The 18,484-nt window shown below is 41.3% G+C and carries 19 protein-coding genes; 5 read left to right on the top strand and 14 right to left on the bottom strand.

Going from position 1 to position 18,484, the window contains the following annotated elements:
* Positions 1-206: 206 nt before the first annotated feature.
* From mnhG to mbhE, 7 genes are all read right to left on the bottom strand, one after another.
* The gene (gene mnhG, locus FN809_RS02585) at positions 207-485 is read right to left on the bottom strand and encodes a monovalent cation/H(+) antiporter subunit G (RefSeq protein ID WP_142531901.1); all 279 of its coding nucleotides are present in this window, start codon (positions 483-485) and stop codon (positions 207-209) included.
* Positions 485-709, bottom strand: coding sequence for a monovalent cation/H+ antiporter complex subunit F (locus tag FN809_RS02580; protein WP_185957411.1), 225 nt, complete (start codon positions 707-709; stop codon positions 485-487). The genes mnhG and FN809_RS02580 overlap by 1 nt, the downstream gene beginning before the upstream one ends.
* Positions 710-757: 48 nt before the next feature.
* Positions 758-1,090, bottom strand: a complete 333-nt coding sequence (locus FN809_RS02575) for a Na+/H+ antiporter subunit E (protein WP_142531899.1) — start codon at positions 1,088-1,090, stop codon at positions 758-760.
* Positions 1,087-2,520, bottom strand: a complete 1,434-nt coding sequence (locus FN809_RS02570) for a proton-conducting transporter transmembrane domain-containing protein (RefSeq protein ID WP_221929339.1) — start codon at positions 2,518-2,520, stop codon at positions 1,087-1,089. The genes FN809_RS02575 and FN809_RS02570 overlap by 4 nt, the downstream gene beginning before the upstream one ends.
* Positions 2,521-2,599: 79 nt before the next feature.
* Positions 2,600-2,944: an NADH-quinone oxidoreductase subunit K gene (locus FN809_RS02565; protein ID WP_142531897.1), complete on the bottom strand. Its 345-nt coding sequence runs from the start codon at positions 2,942-2,944 to the stop codon at positions 2,600-2,602.
* Entirely contained in the window at positions 2,944-3,360 is a 417-nt protein-coding gene (locus tag FN809_RS02560; RefSeq protein ID WP_142531896.1) for an MnhB domain-containing protein, read from the bottom strand. Before FN809_RS02560 ends, FN809_RS02565 begins: the two co-directional genes overlap by 1 nt.
* A complete protein-coding gene (gene mbhE, locus FN809_RS02555; protein WP_142531895.1) occupies positions 3,357-5,657 on the bottom strand; it encodes a hydrogen gas-evolving membrane-bound hydrogenase subunit E in 2,301 nt (766 codons plus the stop codon). Before mbhE ends, FN809_RS02560 begins: the two co-directional genes overlap by 4 nt.
* Before the next feature lie 295 nt (positions 5,658-5,952).
* Between mbhE and FN809_RS02550 the strand changes: the two genes are divergently transcribed.
* A complete protein-coding gene (locus FN809_RS02550; protein ID WP_142531894.1) occupies positions 5,953-6,261 on the top strand; it encodes a monooxygenase in 309 nt (102 codons plus the stop codon).
* Positions 6,262-6,391: 130 nt separating this feature from the next.
* Here FN809_RS02550 and FN809_RS02545 read toward each other — a convergent pair whose 3' ends face one another.
* A complete protein-coding gene (locus tag FN809_RS02545) occupies positions 6,392-7,399 on the bottom strand; it encodes a metal-dependent hydrolase (protein WP_142531893.1) in 1,008 nt (335 codons plus the stop codon).
* A 98-nt stretch (positions 7,400-7,497) separates the two neighbouring features.
* Between FN809_RS02545 and FN809_RS02540 the strand changes: the two genes are divergently transcribed.
* Positions 7,498-8,043: a CIA30 family protein gene (locus FN809_RS02540; RefSeq protein WP_142531892.1), complete on the top strand. Its 546-nt coding sequence runs from the start codon at positions 7,498-7,500 to the stop codon at positions 8,041-8,043.
* 405 nt (positions 8,044-8,448) lie between these two features.
* A complete protein-coding gene (locus FN809_RS02535; RefSeq protein WP_142531891.1) occupies positions 8,449-9,702 on the top strand; it encodes a BaiN/RdsA family NAD(P)/FAD-dependent oxidoreductase in 1,254 nt (417 codons plus the stop codon).
* Between the two features lie 190 nt (positions 9,703-9,892).
* On the opposite strand, the gene FN809_RS18050 is transcribed toward FN809_RS02535, so the two are convergent.
* Positions 9,893-10,015, bottom strand: a complete 123-nt coding sequence (locus tag FN809_RS18050; RefSeq protein ID WP_262709409.1) for a hypothetical protein — start codon at positions 10,013-10,015, stop codon at positions 9,893-9,895.
* A gap of 156 nt (positions 10,016-10,171) precedes the next feature.
* Positions 10,172-11,095: a viperin family antiviral radical SAM protein gene (locus tag FN809_RS02530; RefSeq protein ID WP_142531890.1), complete on the bottom strand. Its 924-nt coding sequence runs from the start codon at positions 11,093-11,095 to the stop codon at positions 10,172-10,174.
* Positions 11,096-11,185: 90 nt separating this feature from the next.
* Here FN809_RS02530 and FN809_RS02525 point away from each other — a divergent pair, with 90 nt between their 5' ends.
* Both FN809_RS02525 and FN809_RS02520 read left to right on the top strand, forming a co-directional pair.
* Positions 11,186-12,223 (top strand): LytS family sensor histidine kinase, encoded by a 1,038-nt coding sequence (locus FN809_RS02525; protein WP_142531889.1) that lies wholly within the window; start codon positions 11,186-11,188, stop codon positions 12,221-12,223.
* On the top strand, positions 12,220-12,954 hold the full coding sequence (locus FN809_RS02520; protein WP_142531888.1) for a LytR/AlgR family response regulator transcription factor: 735 nt from the start codon (positions 12,220-12,222) through the stop codon (positions 12,952-12,954). The genes FN809_RS02525 and FN809_RS02520 overlap by 4 nt, the downstream gene beginning before the upstream one ends.
* A 121-nt stretch (positions 12,955-13,075) precedes the next feature.
* On the opposite strand, the gene FN809_RS02515 is transcribed toward FN809_RS02520, so the two are convergent.
* The 4 genes from FN809_RS02515 to FN809_RS02500 all read right to left on the bottom strand — a co-directional run bounded on the left by FN809_RS02515 (position 13,076) and on the right by FN809_RS02500 (position 18,477).
* Positions 13,076-13,327: a hypothetical protein gene (locus FN809_RS02515; protein ID WP_185957409.1), complete on the bottom strand. Its 252-nt coding sequence runs from the start codon at positions 13,325-13,327 to the stop codon at positions 13,076-13,078.
* A gap of 80 nt (positions 13,328-13,407) precedes the next feature.
* Entirely contained in the window at positions 13,408-14,274 is an 867-nt protein-coding gene (locus tag FN809_RS02510; RefSeq protein ID WP_142531887.1) for a hypothetical protein, read from the bottom strand.
* A 2-nt stretch (positions 14,275-14,276) separates the two neighbouring features.
* A complete protein-coding gene (locus FN809_RS02505; protein WP_142531886.1) occupies positions 14,277-17,927 on the bottom strand; it encodes an ATP-binding protein in 3,651 nt (1,216 codons plus the stop codon).
* Entirely contained in the window at positions 17,911-18,477 is a 567-nt protein-coding gene (locus tag FN809_RS02500) for a condensin complex protein MksE (protein WP_142531885.1), read from the bottom strand. The genes FN809_RS02505 and FN809_RS02500 overlap by 17 nt, the downstream gene beginning before the upstream one ends.
* Positions 18,478-18,484: the final 7 nt, after the last annotated feature.

Raw genomic sequence — 18,484 nt, 5'->3', positions numbered from 1 at the left:
CTTGTTAAATGGGTGACAGTCTCCTGCAACCAGCTTGGCATCCCCTTTTGCCATTTTGTGTTAATGCGTACAAGCGTTTACTAATCGCTGCAATAACTGCCGGATAGTTCACATACGCATTCCTCTTGCTTTGGGTTTTTTGCGCCTTTCGCCGCCTAAAGCAATAGCGGTTTTTCCCTTGCTTTTGAAGTTAATTTTATAAGTATTTACAGGTCTTTTGTTTTATCCGACTTGGCAATGGAATGGGCAGCCAAAGGGGCCGTAAGATATATAAAAACGATTACCATAAGTGCTTTTAGCCATACTGTACCAGTATTAAAAAATAAGCCTACCCCTATTATAAGCAGTAAAAGGCCAAAGGAAGTAGCTTTTGTTGTGGCGTGCAGTCGGCTGTACAAATCATTGAAGCGGATTAGGCCGATGGCAGCCAATAAAATAAATGCAGAACCTAAAAAAATGAGTGTAACCAATATAATATCTACCATTAGTTCTGTTTTAAAAAAGTGGAGATGGCAACGGTGCCTATAAACGAGATGAGTGAAATAACAATGACGATATCAAAATACATGGCCTTGTTAATTACCACGCTATATACTAAAATAAACCCCATAGTGATGGATGCCACTAAATCCATAGCCACGATCCGATCTCTCACCGTTGGCCCCTTTACAATACGCGCAAAGGCAAGAGCAAAAGCTATTAATAGCATAGCAAATGCCAAAATTATTATCAAATTATAAAATGGATATTCCATGTCTTATTCACTTATTCTTTTAATTTTATCTTGTATGCTCTTAAACTCTCTTAGCATATCGCTTTCGGAGGTTTGGTAAAGCACATGTACCCACATGTTTTTTTTGTCGTGCGTAATATCAATAGATAAGGAGCCGGGTGTCATAGAAAGTAGATTGCTAAAAAGTAACATGCCAAAATCTGACTTTAAAGTTAATGGAACTTTGATAAAGCACGGATTGACTTTTAACTTTGGCGTTAAAATATCATAAGCAATATACAAGTTGGCTTCTACCAGTTTTATCAAGTAAAACAAGATAAAGGAAATCGTATAATATAATTTTAAAAGCAACTTCATGGCATGTTATTGTTTAATACGCTATTGATGTAGGCCTGCGGATCGATAAGCTGCTTAGCTGCTTCGGCAGAGAAGTGATATACCGATTCGGCAAATAAGCCTAAAAATATGCTGCTCAAACCTAAGAGAACAGACGGTAAAAAATGTAAAAACCTCAATTGGGCAATGGTTTGTGATGGCACAATTTTATTGCTTGATACCGTTGTGGGTACATCCTTTAAAAAAGCTTCACTCCATATTTTAACCATCGAGTACAAGGTGAGCATGGCGGTGAGCACAGCCACTGCCACAATAAGATAATGATGACTTTGTATACCGGCTTTAAACAGAATAAATTTTGCGAAAAATCCGGATAGGGGAGGTACACCCATTAAAGCGAATGCGGGGAGAATAAACAGCACTGCCAGTAGTGGACTCTGCTTTATCAAGCCGCCTGTATCTTTGAGATAAAAAGTACCCTTTAATTTATTGATCATACCGGCTATTAAAAATGTGTTGGTTTTAGCGATCATATTGTGAATCATAAAAAATAGGGCTCCTGCAATGGCTAAGGGCGTAAAAATAACCAGACCCATAATCATATATCCTATTTGGCTTATAATATGATAGGAAAGGATACGCCTGATATCGTAATGTGCCGAGGCGGCCATGCCTCCAATTACCATGGTAAGGCCTGCCACCACTAACAAAAGAGTAAGCCAAAAATCCTGATCCTGAACAAAAAAGAGGGTGAAAAAACGGATGAGGACATATACACCCACCTTGGTTAGCAAGCCGGCAAAAAGAGCACTGACAGTTATATTGGGAGTATGGTACGAGGCGGGTAACCAAAAAAATAAGGGAAATACTGCCGCTTTTATTCCAAAGGCGATAAAAAACAAAGCCGTGGAGGAGTTAATTAGTATCGACTGTTCATCCTCTCGCAGTATCTGAGCCAAATGAGCCATGTTCAAAGTTCCGGTTTGGCCGTATAATAAACCCAATCCGGCTAAAAACAGCATGGATCCCAGCAGGTTTAAGGCCATGTATTTAATGCCCCCTTCCAACTGCTCTTTTGAATTTCCGATGGTGACAAGCACAAAAGACGATATAAGAATTACCTCGAACCATACATAAAGGTTAAATACATCGCCGGTTATAAAAGCACCATTAACTCCCATGGTAAGGGCAAAGAAAAATATATAAAACTTATTTTTTTTATGCGTACCAATCATAAAGCCAATGGCAAAGATGGATAGGGCAAAAACAATTAAAGATGCAACAATAAGCAGGATAGCACTCAGGTAATCCAGCACTAAGGTTATGCCCATGGGAGTCTCCCAGCCACCCATATTCAATGTTAAAATGCCATGATTTTTAACCTGTATAAACAGATACACCGCAATAGCCAGCAAGGCAGCACTGCCAATAACGCCGATGATCTGTGCCATGCGACTCGATTTGATCACTACAAATAACAGTAGGAGCAAAAAGGGTAATAATATAGGTAAAGCTATGGCTGTCATAGAACTAATTATCAGTTTTTTTTAATTGATCTAAATCATCGGTACCGGTAAGTTCAAAAAATTTGAGCTTCAGTGCCAGGGCAAAAACTACTATGCCAAAGCCTATTACAACGGCTGTTAGCACTAAGGCCTGTGGAAGTGGATCGGCTATCTCGCCTGCATTTATTACCGTATCATCAACAAAAGCAGGTTTACCCGCAACAATGCCTGAAGCCAAAAATACAATTAAGTTGGTCGCATTACTTATAAACATAATACCGATAATAAATTTTAAAATACTGCGACGCAAAACCATGTACACCCCGGCAGTATATAGTATTCCAACCAATACGGCTAATAATATTTCCATTACTTACGATTTGTTAAGATGAAAAAAAGCATTAAGGTAACCCCTATCACGGCCATAAATACCCCTACGTCGAAAAGTAGGGGTGATCCTAGTTTAAGCTCCCCCAATAAGCCCATCGGAATATTTATCCATATGCCTTTCATGAGCGCTTGAGAGGTAAAAAGACTGGGCAAAATACTGGTTAGTATTAAAGCTAAGCCGATAGTAACATATCCCTCGGGTTTAATTTTTAATTTTTTTTGAATTTGGCGCCGGTCAAAGGCGAAACTATAAAACACGATAGCAAGTGCCGCCAGAAGTCCACCAATAAAGCCACCACCCGGACTATTGTGTCCACGCCACAGGGCTATAAGGGAAAAAAATATCAATAAGCTCCTTACGTAGGGACTTGCCAATTGAAGTATCACTGAATTCATGCTTTTTTGGTTTTAAGTAAAACAAAAACACCCATAGCGGCAATAACCAGCACTGTAGCCTCACCCAAGGTATCCAGTGCCCTAAAATCTACCAATATTACATTAACCACATTTTTACCATAGGCCTTAATTAAGCTATTTTCCAACATCATATCAGATATGGGATGATTGAACTCCACATGCAAGGCTTTGAGTGCCAGTACAGCCATTGCACTGCCAAAGACAAGAGCGATTATCAAATCACGTAATCGGGTTAGTTTAGAGGATAGTGTGGCAAAACGCGGCAAACGTTGCAACACCAAAACAAACATGACTACAATAAGTGTTTCGACTAATATTTGCGTTATGGCTAAATCAACAGCGCTGTAGTAAAGGTATATTAAAGAAATACCATATCCGGTAACTCCCATGGCAATGATTGTGGCAATGCGCGATCGGGCGAGCACGGCATATAAGGTAGAGCAGGCAATGATAACAACCAAACCTGAAATATATAATGGGGTTAAACTAAATTGGCTGTCAAATACCCAGTTGCGGGTAATGTAAATCTGAAACCAAAGAAACAGAGAAGTAAATACAATTACGGTGAGAAGATAAAAGCGATGATAACCGTGCTGTAATCGTTTGGTTTTATTGGCAGAAAAATTTAAAAAATCATCTAATAATTGACTAAATATATCGGTAAACTTAATAATAAAAATACGCTTGTTAACAGACCGCCACTTTGCAAGAAAATGCTTTTTATTGAGGGCAATAATAAAAATAATCATGCCCATTATTACCGTAAATAGGCTCAGCAATAAAACATCATTAAATCCATGCCATAATTTAAGTTCCACATCAATCCATTGTTTTCGGATGCTGCTCAGTGCGGGCTCTACAAGGTAATTACCCAGTAGGTTAGGCGAGAGTCCCAAGAGCAGACTAAGCAGGGTAAGCACGCCCGGCCCCAATAAATACAGATATCCTTTTTCGTTTGGCAGCTTGGGATAGTTTTTTTGTTTACCTAAAAATACTTTAAATAAAAAGTACATGGAAATAGTAACCATAAGTATATTGCCGGCCACGCCCAATATGAGCACCAACGAGGCAATACCGGGCGATTGTACCTTGGCTTCGTAAATGAGTTCTTTACCCATAAAACCCAACATGGGTGGCAGGCCTGCCATAGATAGCAAAGCCAGAATGCTGATTATAAAGGTAATGGGCATGTGCTTATACAGTCCGCCCAGTTTAGTTAGTTCCCTTGTGCCGGTTTTTTTGTCGATTAAACCGGCAACCATAAATAATGCCGCCTTATAAAAGGCATGTACAAATAAAAACAGCATAGCCGCTTTTATCGATAGTGTGGTATCGATACCTAAAAGAAGTACCAAAATGCCCAGGGCACTGATGGTGGTGTAGGCCAGTATGGCTTTTAAATCGGTTTGTGTAACGGAAAAATAGGCTCCTAAAAAAAAGGTGATAACACCTACCAGGGTGATAATATATATCCATTCGTTTGTTCCGCCAAGCACGGGATTAAGCAATGCCAATAAAAAAACACCGGCTTTTACCATGGTTGCCGAGTGCAAATAGGCGCTCACAGGCGTTGGTGCCTGCATGGCTCCGGGTAACCAGAAGTGAAAAGGAAATTGAGCCGATTTTGTAAATGCACCTGCCAATATCAGAAGCAATCCCGGCAGGTACAACTTACTACTTTTTATAGCTTGGGCGCTCTTTAACCAATCGGCAACCGAATAACTGTCCACAATACTACCCAACAACAGAAAACCCGACAACAGCAACAAACCACCAATTGCGGTGATAAAAAGTGACTGGAAAGCAGCCTTGCGTGCCAATTCTTTTTTATGAAAGAAGCTAATGAGAAGGAATGAAAGAAAGCTGGTGAGTTCCCAAAAAACAAAAAGCTGGATTAGATTAGCCGACAGTACCAAACCTAACATGGCACCCGCAAAAAGAAAAAGGTAAAAATAAAACTTATCTGTACCCTCGTAACTTTTCATATAGGCCGATGCATACAGAAACACCAAGGTGCCAATGCCCGTTATGAGCAGGGCAAAAACTAAACTTAAACCATTCAACCAAAACGCAAGATTGAGTCCTAACTGAGGTATCCAATGAATAACAATCAATATGCCGCCTATGCTTGTTGCTTCAGATATTTTAGAAAAGAAGAAAACAAAAAATACCGCTTGAATTAAGGCTAAAATAACACCCAAATGCTTTTTTAAACGGCTGGGTATAACAAATATTCCCAAAGCGAATAACAGGTATATTAATAGTATGTATTGCATTGGCCTTAAAAATTCGGGTTACATGAGTACAGAAAAAGATGTAAGTTAAGCATCATTAGTATCATTTTAGCATTTTTTGTTTAATATTTTATAAAAATAAACCCACAGATATATGCTTCTGTTCATCGCCTTTATGTGTATTTGGTAGCTTAGATAAGCCAAATAATGTATCCTCCTTTTTTTGTGCTGGAGCTTAGGGTGTTGGTAAAGTATTCTAATTCGATTAGAAGAAGTGCACTTTTAAGTGCTATCTTTGTAATGCAACTTTTTAAGACTATAACTAAATTTTATAACAATGACAGTAATTATGTATGTTGATTTTCCTCATGCAGGACCGTTTGGAGAGGAAATGGCAAAGCAAATGTCCGGACTTGCAAAAAGTATTAACAATGAACCAGGCATGATTTGGAAAATCTGGACGCAAAATGAGGCAGATAAAACAGCTGGTGGAGTATATTTATTTAACAGCCGGGAGAATGCCGAAAAATATTTAGCTATGCACTCGGAAAGACTGAGCCAAATGGGATATTCAGAAATTCGTGGCCGCATTTTTGAAATTAACGAGCTACTTTCGAACATTAACAACGGTCCTTTTGCGCAATAATTAGTTCGAAATTAGAATGCAGAATGCCTGAAATTGGTGCAGTTAAAGGTAGCATTGCGTAATATTTGCGAAGTTATATTGTGATTAAATAAACGCTTAAGTAATTGCACGGTAGGGTTTTAGATGTAATTTATATGCCTTTAATGCGAGAAATTAATTGAGACAGTGCTGCATCCTCCACAGACCTCGATTGCGTGGATTTTTGAATATCTACCCTACCGTTTTTATCCTTAAGATAGAACTTGAAAATATAATCCGCGTTTTCATCTATACCCATTTTACCAAAACGCAAATCGGCCAGGTACAGCCCGTTTTTATCTTCATCAACATGATAATACCCTTTGGTAAAGCGGATGAGCTTTTTTAGATCTTCATTTCCTGAAATTTCCCTTAGCTTTTTTTCGTTTCGGGGGATATACATAAAATACTTGGGCTTTTCGGAGTCAAAGTTGGAGTACAAAGCCATGTAATACCCCGAATCGGTTTCGGCCATTCCCATCCATAAAAAATTGCTCAGCGGCAAAGGTGCTGTTTTAAACCTGTCATAATTAATCTGCTGCCCGGCAAACGCGGCTTTAAAAACAGTGTTTACATGCATTTTATTGGCTACCGTCGCCAACAAATAAAACGAGGTGACAAATACAGTGCTTAGGATAAGCCTTCGACGGAACAAAGAGCTGCGCTTAAAAAAAGGAATAACAAAAAGTGCAAAAATAAATGGGAGCGTATAAAATATATCTACAATGCCGATGGTGCCGAATTCAACCCTATAGTTGGAAAAAGGCAGAAAAGCACCGGTGCCGTAGGTCGTAAAGTAATCTAACAGGGGATGTGTAAAGGCCGCCCAAAATAGGAGCATAGCCCATTGGCGAACCGTTATGCTTTCTTTTTCTCGATGGATACGATGGATGAGCCAGCCAAGCGGCGGGGCCAACAAAAAGGAGAACAGCAAGGCATGGCTAAAGCCACGGTGCACAAAAAGACCATCTACCGTGTTGTACAATGGCGAAACAAGCACATCTAAATCCGGGATTAAACCACCTACAGCACCCCATAATATGGCCTTGTTCCCTGCTTTTTTGCCCAGCACTACCTCTCCAACTGCGGCGCCTAAAACTGTTTGTGTAACTAAATCCATATTGCTTTTTTACTAATGATTAAAAATCGCTTGCTTACGGTTAACTTTTTTGAAGGAATAATGTTTAATGTTTAAGGCTATTTAATTAAACATTTAAAATGAAGTTTTTAATATTTGTACTTATGGGATTAATGATACCTAAAGGGGAAACTACCCTGTTCGATTTTAATTCGCCAGAAACATCGGGGCAATGGAACATTGTAAATGATGGTGTGATGGGTGGTATATCACAAAGCAACATAACTTTAAACGCCGACGGCATAGCCACTTTCAGCGGTGAGGTATCTTTGGAAAATAAGGGTGGCTTCGCTTCCGTTAGGACTGCATTAAGTTCAATACCCCCCAAAGAATTTAAAGGTGTAATGGTGCGTTTAAAAGGAGATGGAAATATATACAACATCCGTTTCAGGACCAATCGGAGTTTCGATGGGTACGCCTATCAGGCCAAGATAAAAACTGAAAAGGAGGAATGGAAAGCGTTCAAAATTCCTTTTACCGATTTCGTGCCTGTGTACCGGGGCAGAACCCTACAAAATAAACCGCCCTTGATTTCGGGCGATATGGCGCAAATGGGTTTTTTAATTGCCGATAAGCAAGCGGGCAGCTTTGAGTTATGCCTGGATTGGATTAAATTTTATGATTAATGGTTTATTTGTTATAAAAAATCAATCCTTCATCGTATCCTAGTGTCAAGTCAGGTGTAGGGTGTCGGTTAAGCCGCCGCTATCTCTCGCCTTGTGCAAATCAACAAAAAAGTGAGCATAGCCTGAGCTACGTGAGTCTTTTTTTTGAGAAGCACAAGGCAGAAAGAGCAAGGTTTGGGCCATCAGCCTATGCTTGACTTGACACTAACGGCACAAGCCGGATATTTCGAGCGGCTGTTGCCGGAGAGGAACTTTTTAAAATATTAGCCGGTCACTACGGATAAAAGAAGATAAACAGGAATACTTCTATACTCCATTAACAGGAAAGTTGTATTTTGTGCGCTTTTCAAAAATGAAGCAAAAACAAGCATTACACAGTGCATATTAATCACAACATTTTTAAGGATGAACTATTTTGACGTGATTGTTATAGGAGCGGGACCAGCAGGGGTATTGGCAGCAGGCAGGGCAGCAGAGTTGGGCGGCAAGGTGCTGGTGCTTGAAAAAATGAAGCAGGAAGGACGTAAACTGCTTATTACAGGTAAAGGACGATGTAATATCACCAATAACTCACCTATCAGTGAATTTATAAAACATGTATATCCCGACGGACGTTTTCTGCGCCCCGCTTTTTCTCATTTTTTTTCTAAAGATATCATCGAACTGCTTAAAATGCATGGTGTTGAAGCTGTATTGAATAGTGATGGTCGTTATTTTCCGGCCGGCAATCGTTCTAAAGATGTACTAAATGCACTGTTACTATGGTTAAAGCGTTGTAGTGTAGAGATACGATGCGGTTTTAGAGTAGAAGCGTTGATCATTGAAGACAAGTCCATCAAAGGGGTTCAGGCAAACGGGCAAAAATTCATGAGCAATCATGTTATTATGGCAACAGGAGGGAAATCATACCCTAAAACCGGATCAAATGGCGAAGGGTATGAACTGGCGCGACAGGCTGGACATGCTGTTGTAAAGGTAAGGCCGGCTCTGGTAGGTCTGGAGACCGAGGGTGATGTGGCCCAAAAACTGCAAGGCCTGAACCTGAAAGATGTAAAGGCCATGGTATGGGTGAATGGCAGGAAAAAAGCAGAGGCCGTTGGAGAGATGATTTTTACGCATTTTGGCCTGTCGGGACCCATTATACTCACTTTAAGCAGAGCAGTGGTAAGTGAATTACAGGATAAAAACAAGGTCCAGGTAGTCATTGACCTGGAACCTGCGCTTGATGACAAGAAGTTGGATAACAAATTAATACACGACTTAAATAAGCATGGAAACAAAAAGCTTATTAATGTTTTTAAGCTTTGGTTACCGGCAAGTATGATTCCTGTTTATGCCGACTTGCTGAATATGGATACGGAGAAGGAATGTAATCAGGTTTCTTCAAAAGAGCGGAAAAAGATTCTCCATCTTTTAAAAAATCTCTCATTTGAAATAGCAAATCATCGCTCTTTCAACGAAGCCATCATAACATCCGGAGGCATAAGCACCAAGGAAATATATCCAAAGACAATGGAATCCAAAATTGTAAAAGGACTCTATTTTGCGGGGGAAATGATTGACCTTGATGCCGAGACGGGAGGATACAATCTGCAAATTGCCTATTCTACCGGGTGGCTGGCAGGCGAATCATGCATGAAAGCGAAAGGTGTTTTATAAAAGTTTTTCCTCCAGCCCACAATCATCTTTTGGCTATTTAGCCGTTACGTTTATCGCTTTAATTCCACAGTCAACCCATTCAGTTCTCCACTTATTGGAATTCTGTCTCAACAGTATGAATAGCTTTACAGAATTGAAATGAAAAAAATCGGATTGTATTTTTCAATCCGATTTTTTATTGACCAACTAATTATTTCTTGCCTCCTCCTTTGGAGCCGCCTTTTGAACCTCCACTAGGATTATTACCTCTTCCTCCGCCAGAAGGTTTACCTGTTGTGCTTGGTGCATTTTTGAGTCCACTTGATTTTGCCATGATTTTTAATTTTAAAGATTAATAAGTACTATTTGATTGATTACTATATTCCTATGTAAATAATTTCGCTTTGTATTTGAGCGATGATTGGATGTAAGTTTAGACGTTCACATCATTTAATTTTTTGCCATGCGATTTCTTAATTGTACTCTTGCCTTATGCTGTTTCACCAGAAAGAGTTATGTGCTTAGGTTTAGTTGTTATTTTCTCCCACTCATATTGGCCACCTCGCTCAATAAATTTATCATAATTGTAACGTACTTGTTTTAACGCTTTTAAGCCACCCACCTTATTTATAGGATCGCTATAGCCATGCTTACCGTCAACATCATCAAAAAATCGTCCCTCCGGATCAACCATGGCATAGGAGCCTATCATGGCGTCGTTTGATTCTGCCACCATATTTACAATGCCATCAAGTGTTTTGTGTTTATCTATAAAGCCGCTAAACTCATGATTGCTTACTTCAAACCTTCCTGTATTCCTATCGTTCTGTCCCTGTATAGATAAGGCTTGGAGGACCTTCCATCTTTGGGGTTTGGTGTAACGGATAAACGTATTCATATCTTCTGTTTTATTGGCATTATTAACAACGGTGTTTATTTTTAAACCATATCCATAATGTTTAATCATATTGGCCATCGATTTATAGGTATCGATGCTCATAGGTTCCTTTCCATTCACCAGGCGACCAATTTTTCTATTCGTTTCCGGATTTAGGCTATCTACGCTAATCGCTATCCAGTCAAGATGATTTTTGTTGTCTTCTAAAAAGTTACTGTTGAGTATGGAGCCATTGCTTACAATCATAGTTGTTAAACCCAAATTTTTGGCAGTTTTAATTAAATCTGGTAACCAAGGACACAGGGTAGGTTCGCCACCAGCAAAAGTGATTTTTTTGAACCCTACATTAGCTAGTTCGTGCACTACTCCTAAGGATTCTTCCCTTGTAAGATGGCCTTTGGGCAAGATGCTCTCCTTAATATCTTGAAAGGTGGCAAAGCAAAAATTGCATCGCATGTTACAGGATTTCCATAAATGAAAATTTACTGATGGTAAAATGGGATTTGATATTTCCATAGTTATATTTTTTGAATGATTAATCAAAACTAATGCTTACACAGTTGCGTATAGAGAAAAAGAAATGAACTCACAGTAAAAAGTAATGAAATGGCAATTTTGAAAGTAATAAAGGAAATATTTGTTGATGCGTTTGATGGAAATAGATATGCCATCGTGGCTCTTGTTGCCATCGTGCTATTAATTATTTCGTACCTCAGAAAGCTGTTTGTTGAAGGAGCCAATCAGGAGTTGGAAAATGAATTAGTTGATGTGAGTAAGGAATTAGAAAAAACAGCTTTTCAACTAAGTAAAACGATTGAAATTGTAAAAGGTAGAGATGTACTAGTGGAGAAGAAGAGTGGAGAGATAAAGAAGCTTATCTGTGCTAAAGATAAATTATATGCTAGCAATCAGCAACTAAATGAAGAAATAACCAAGTATCAAGAAAAGTACTCTGCTTTATACCAACAACTCAATGAAAACAATACAAAATCACAATTAAAAGAACAGCAATTTTTGGGATATAGATTGTCACCTCACCTTTTAAAAAATATAATAAACAAGGTATTTTTAGAGTCTAAAGTCAATTTTGATATCCATAGCACAAAAGCATCATTTAGTTTTTTTGGCAATAAGTATTTCTCCGCAAAACGATTAGAAAGAAATATTAAATATTTCAATAACGATTTAAACGAAAGCCTTTCATTATTGGTCGAAATACTAAATTATCTTACTTATGGTATATCTGCCGATAAGGTGCATGTTGATATGGAAATTGCTCATTTAACAAAATTTTGTAAATTAATTGAAATTAATAAAGGAATAAAAATAGAAATAGAGAATGCGATATATCAATCTGAGTTCGATATCCCGCCATCAATATTTTTCAATTTTATCGATAATGCCTTGAAACATGGATATTTCCATACAAATAAGACATTGAATGTACACCTGAGTTATGCCGATAAAATGCTCGAATATAGGGTTGTATCTCCTATACATCCGAAGATGGATAAGAAGGTCTTGGGGGGTATAGGTAATCATGATTTTGAAAAATTATTACAAAGGCATGTTAACGCTAATTTTACTATTACAAATGAAATTAAGATGAATACGTATATCGCTAAACTAAAAATTGCCATATGACTACTGTTAATTACATTGCCGTTGACGATGAACCTATTTACTTAAAACAAATAGAAGAAAACCTGCAGACGTACCCGTTTTTAACTAAGTTAGCTCTTTTGTCCGATCCTTTTGAGGCCTTAGATTTTATTATCAACAAACAACCTGATGTAATTTTTTTGGATTATGAGATGCCCGGAATATCAGGCAAAGATATTCTTCGTAAATTGGATTATGAGGCCCAAGTTATTTTTATAACAAGCCATTTTAGCCCAATTCAAGATATCATTAATCATGATGGACCAGCCATAATTCAGGGCTATCTATCAAAACCAATAAATAAAAAGGTTTTGAAAAAAATTTGTTTGAAACTTATTCCTACTAAGGAAATCCAGAAAAGCACAAGGGATAAAATAATACTTAACGATGGTATAAGAAATCAGTTTTTTATTTCAAAACATAAATTGTCCTACGTAAGCTCTGAAGGAAAATATACCAATTGGCATTTTATTGATAGTGCGCCCATAAAAGGACTTAAGATTTTATTAAAAGAAGCCGAAGATATATTGATTACGAATAACGTGAGCCACATAAGAGTAAACAAAAGCAATTTGGTTTGCGACAATGGTATTGTTCAGCGCAATACGAATGATATAATTACTCATAGCTTTGGTTCAAAGAATAACTTAGTTGAGATTGCAATTTCTGATTCTTCAAAATTTAAAAAATGGGTATCGAATGTTTTCAGATAATGCATTTAGATAGTGCTGCAGATAGTATATTCATTGAGTAAGGTATGGTAGGTCATTGCTTATCTAGCACTTTCTCCATAAAATTCCTTTAGTTCATTCATTATATTGGTTTTAAATTTTACTACGCATAAACACTCACCCCACCGCCGCTGTAGTTGCTATAGATGTGCTGATATACACTTATTGTTTTCTGGCTGACTTCCTCTTCGGTGTAGGCTTCTTGGGGCAGCCACAGGAGCCGGTTGTATATCATGCCTTTTATGGCGGCGGTTATTTGGCGGCTCTCGCGCCAGCGTTCAATCTTTAGTTTCTCTGCTTTCAGTTCGTCGATGGTTTGCTTGGCTGCTTTTTTAACTTCTTTAATGTTTGACATCCAGGAATAAAATTAGCGGGCAGGATGTCGATTTTCAGTTCAGTAATCTTTTTTTATTTTACATTTGACTTCACACTATATTAATGAGTTGAGTTTACTTGGATCAAAACCTCCTGCTCCAAACATTTTTTGTAACGATGATACAGGGCTATGAGTTCCTGTAACGCTGCATTGAAGCCCAAGGTCTCGGTGGTATTGGTTTTGTACTGTTTGTCGTACAAGGCTTTGTTGCCATACGTACGGATTAGCACCTCGATGTTTTCCGGAATAAAAAAAGAGGCCCGGCTTTGCAGGTATTGATAATACTCGTCCTTAAAGATGCGTATGCCCTCGAAGTCGAAATCGCCAAAATGCAGGTAGCTGTTGGGGATGCCCTGCAGCCAGGTTATTAAATCGTTGGATTGCGGGTAGCGACTCACAAAGAGAATGGACTCAGCATTAAATAGCTTTGCTTGCTTACGAATAAATCTGAAGTTTTCAGGGTTCTCTACGCCAACAATAAGTGTATCGGGAGGAATGGTGAACGTTTCAAAATCATGGATGTAAGTATATGCACCTTCTTGTGGCTTAATCAAAAAATCCTGGCCGTTCATTTTAGTTTTTACCGGAGAAAAGCAATTCACAAGGAAGCCTTTAAATGTTCTTCTTGCAGATGATTTGGAATCGGAGGAAGCAACAATGTTTTCGCTCCGGGAAGTCCCATGCTCCAGGTTGGCGATATAATTGTTCAGGTCGTTTATTCCCAGGTGGCTGCTTAAAAAATTAGCGATAGCCCCTGCATTTGTGGCAAATACAGTTTTCCTGCTCCTGCCTTGCAATTTCAAATGTAGTATCCCTTCCTCCAGCATCTGGTCGATAACTTTAGCTTTCAATTGGCCATGGGGTATGCTTTCGCCTTGAATCAGCAACTGTATTCTTTTCGCTATGTTGAGGGATATTTTTTCCATGCTTATTGGGCCAAAACAGGATTTGAAATAATACGTTTTATCCTTGAATTCTTATTCGCATCCTTACTTATTTTATAAATATGGCGATAATTAAGTGGGGTGCTTTCCGTAGGGGAGCCATTAATCAACAGGATGTTTCTATCGTTGGCAAAGTTTAATATTCCCTTCACGTTATTGGGATGCAGCTTGCCCACCTCGTCCATCATGCAATGCAGCTTGAAATCTTTGAACCGCCGCGAGGCCCCTTCTTTAAACACATTCAGCAGCATAATGTTAATCATGGCTTTCACCAGCACATCGGTGCCTTCCGATCCCACGTTGGACAGTTTCTCCACCCATCCGGTATCGTTGCCGTTCTCCTCCACCCGAAAGCTCAGCTCAAAGGAGTCGGCCAGGCGCACCACGGAATCGCGCGTTTGGTTTATTTCCTTCACCAACTGCCGCAGCAGCTCCACCGCCTTGCTGTTGTTTTTATCGTGGTCGGTACCCGAAAACAGGTTGCTGGCGCCCAGGCTCTGGAAGTTATCATCGTTAAAATCCTTGATTCGTTTGAGCAGCAGCACGGCCGTGTGCTTGCTGTCTTTTATGTCGAGCTCTATGTTGGTTACCGCCTCCAAAAAACGCTTGCCCTTGAAGTCGGCATTAATTTTATTGATGATTTTTTTTATCTCGCCGGTTTTCGATATCAACAAAGTGGTTTCTTTACCTACCGTGCTGATGATGTCGGCAAAACGCTCGTTGGTGCGCTTCTCGAACTCGTCGATTTTATCTTCCTCGATAAAGTCGTTCAGCTCTACGGCCCAGTTCAGGTAGGCATCGGTTTCAATCAACTTTGTAGGGAACTGAAAGATATTGCCCTCGGAAAAATGGGATAGGAACTTGTCGATACTGATCTTCAATTCCTCCTGTTTTTCTTTGCCCTGGTAGTATCGGTCGCCGATGGCATCGATCAGGAAGATGGCCGTGTACTCATTTTCGGCCGGGCTTGTATCGGGGGCAGCCTCAAATGCCCGGTAGGCCGACGACTTGGCAAAATGCTGAAATTTCTCCTCGTCGGCAGTAATTTTCCGGAGCTGCTCATCGGTGGCCTTAATCTGTTGTTGTAGGCGCGCTTCCTGCTGGGCTAAGGCTTCTTGTTGCGTGGCAAAAGTCTGCCGGAGCTGTTCCAGTTTATCCGCCAGCAGGTTTTTCTCATTTTTAAAATCCTTTTCCCGGTCGAACAGTTCCCGCTTGTCCTTCTTGTATTCACTCACCAGGTCGCGATGCTGCTCAATGTAGGCCAGCTCATTTTCTATGGTGGTCATCTGTTTCTCCAGGTCTGTAAGCCGGCCGGTGTTGGCACCCCGTTGGTTCAGCACATTGTTGCGTTCATCCTTTAGGCTTTGTATTTTCTCGTCAACCTGTGCCTGCTTTGCTGCGACCTGCGTTTCCAGTGCCGTTGTTTTTTGCTTATTCTCGGTCTGCGTTAGTTTGATGCGGCGATTCTTCTCGCGCTGTTTGTTGTCCTTTTGCTTTTGCAGTTGCCGTTTGGCCTCTTGCAGTTTGCCGGCTGCCTCGCCACGTTCCGTCACGGCTTTATCCAGGGCCTGTTGAAGCTGCTCCAACTTCTCGTCCTGCTCTTTTCGGGCCTTTTCTTCCAGCTCACTTTGGTTTAGTAGCGCCTTTTCTATCTCGCGCCCTAACTGCTCGCAGTGGTATTCGGATTGGCGCATTTCTTCCTTGAGCGCTTTGATGCCCGGCAGGTTGCGCCGCTGTAATTTATCCAGTTCTTTTTCCAGGTTTGCAGCCAACTGGTTTTCTTCACTGCGTTGCCGGATCAACGTGGCGTTCAGTTGCTCCAGCTCAAAGCGGTAATCGTCCATGGACTTCACCTTGCACTCCAAATCGCTCAGGCTGATGCTAAGGCCATACAGGGTGCTTCCCTCATCCTGCATGCTGGGCGACAAGCCATCGCGGAAGAGCAACTGCTCATCCACCACCTTGCCTATGGTTTGCTCCCAGCCCGGCTTGTGTTGGTTCAGCCATCCATAAAGCGAATCGCGGCTCTTCGTAATGCGGTCTTCGATGTCGTTGATGCGCGCTTGTGTTTCGCGTAGCGCGGCTTGTATTTTTTCGCGCTGCTGCTTGTTGTTATGTTGGGCATCGGCTTTTTCGTAATTCCATTTGCCTTGCTGCGCCTCTATTTGTTGTTTCTTGACGGGAAGCTTGTTCTCCTCCTCTTTAAGGTTCAAACGCAGGTTGCCCAAGGTATTTGCCGCCTGTACCATCTCCTGCTCATAGGGTTTTTGGTGGCGGGCCGTTAGCTGCTGTTTATCCAGGCGGTGTACCTTTTCGCCTGCCTGCCGAAGGGTGGCCTCCAGCTCTTCTATGCGGGCCCGGTGCTCCTGCTCCAGGGCGATGAGCAGCTTTTCGTATTCGCCGTTCAGGGACGAAATAAAATGCAGCTCCTCTTTTTCAATGACCACTTTTTCGGACGCCTTTTGATTGGTATAGCCTTGCATCTGCTGCGATTGCTGGGCTATCAGGGCCTCGTAGGTATGGCGGATGTCGCTAAACTGGTGGGTGAGCAGGTCGCGTTCCTTGCGCAGGGCTTCCAGCTCGGTTTTATAATCCCGGTTGCGCTCCACCCGTCGCAGTACATCATCTATATTCCTGCCCGCGTAATACTTCCGTTGTGCATCGGCCTCTTTGAGCTTGCCGTTGAGCTGGCTCACCTGATCGTTTAGCCGGTCCTTGCGTTTTTGGTAAAGGCTGCTCTCGTACTGCTGTGTTTGTTTTTCGGCTCGCAAGGCATCCTCCTGCCGGGTTTTTTGCGATATCAGTTGCGGCTTTTGCGCTTCCATGGCATCCAGCCGGTAGCGCAACTGGCCGGCCAGTGTTTCCTGCTCCCGCTTTAAATGGCGTATGGCCGAGCGCATCTCAATGGCCCTTGCGGCTTGTTTTTGTACCGATGGGTAGCGAAAGCGCCTGATGTCGTTCAGGTTGGTTTCAAAATCTTTTAAGTGATGATCGTACTGGTCCAGGTCGATGCTGATCTGCTCGTCCTCCATGGAGGAGATAATGGTTTGCTTAATCTCCGTGGCATCCAGCTTGGTATTTAAAAACACGTTTTGAATGGTGCGGTAGATGTTTTTATACTGGCGGGCCTCTAAGAGGGCATATTTTTTAAAGGTGCTTTTGCCCATAAAATTGCCGTACAGAATATCGCGGTACTGCTCAAAGCTGTTTACTATGGGCGATACATTTACGCGGGCAGCATCCAGCTTTTGGCGTGTCGCATCCCAACTGCCGTGTACCTCGCCGGCCTCGTTCATAAAATAAGCCGCTTGATAGGCCGTGTCGATAAAACGGTAGCACACCCGGTTTTGCGATTTAAAGGCCAGCACGCAGTAGGCCCCCGTTTCGCGGGCTACCTCATATACCAGGTAGGAGTTGGCATAGCGCAGGTACCAGTCGGCAAAGCTCTTTACCGTGGGCCCTTTGGGGATGCCCAGCTTGCGCGAATCGGCATTGTAAAAGTACAAAATAGCCCGCAGGATGGTGCTTTTGCCCACGCCCTGGGTACCGATGAAATGGATGTTGCCATCCAGCAGTACCTCGGCATAGGGGATGGTGGCACTGTTGATAAACACGATTTTATTCAGGTATCTCATGGTCTGTCTCTTCGCTCAGGTTAATGTTCATAATCAGGGTTTCGAGGTACTGAAAGGCAGCCAGCACTTTGTACGAATCCGAAATATCGCTCTCCAGCTCCACAAAACCGTCGCTGCGCAGGCGTTCCACCAATTTGCGGATGCCCTCCAGCTCATTGTCCGTCTGCGTGTATTTCCGGAGGGCTTTCAGCTTGCTTTTCAGGGTGGCATTCACCTTTAGGCTCACGGCTATCTCGTGGGGCTCAAAGCGATATCCCGAGCCAAAGGAAGCATCGTAGCTTTTAAAAAAATCAACGATATCGATCCAACGGAAGGCCTGCTCCAGCTTACGCGAAATATCCACCTTCTGCTCGGGACGGGTAAAATGATAGTACTCGTCGCCGGCGGTCAACAGGTAGTTTATCTCGACGAAATAATCGTACAGGTGCTCGAAGTGCTCGTCGATATAGGTATAGAGTTTTTGCATGGACGGCTTTGAGCTGTTGGAACAAATAAAACCGCCCTTGCTGAGGGCTTCAAAAACATCTTTTTTAAAATTGTGTGTTGCCATCTTTGAT

Source organism: Saccharicrinis carchari (assembly GCF_900182605.1).
Classification (GTDB): Bacteria; Bacteroidota; Bacteroidia; order Bacteroidales; family Marinilabiliaceae; genus Saccharicrinis; species Saccharicrinis carchari.
The sequence above is the reverse complement of the archived record's forward strand: the minus strand, read 5'-3'. Positions and strand labels throughout refer to the sequence as shown.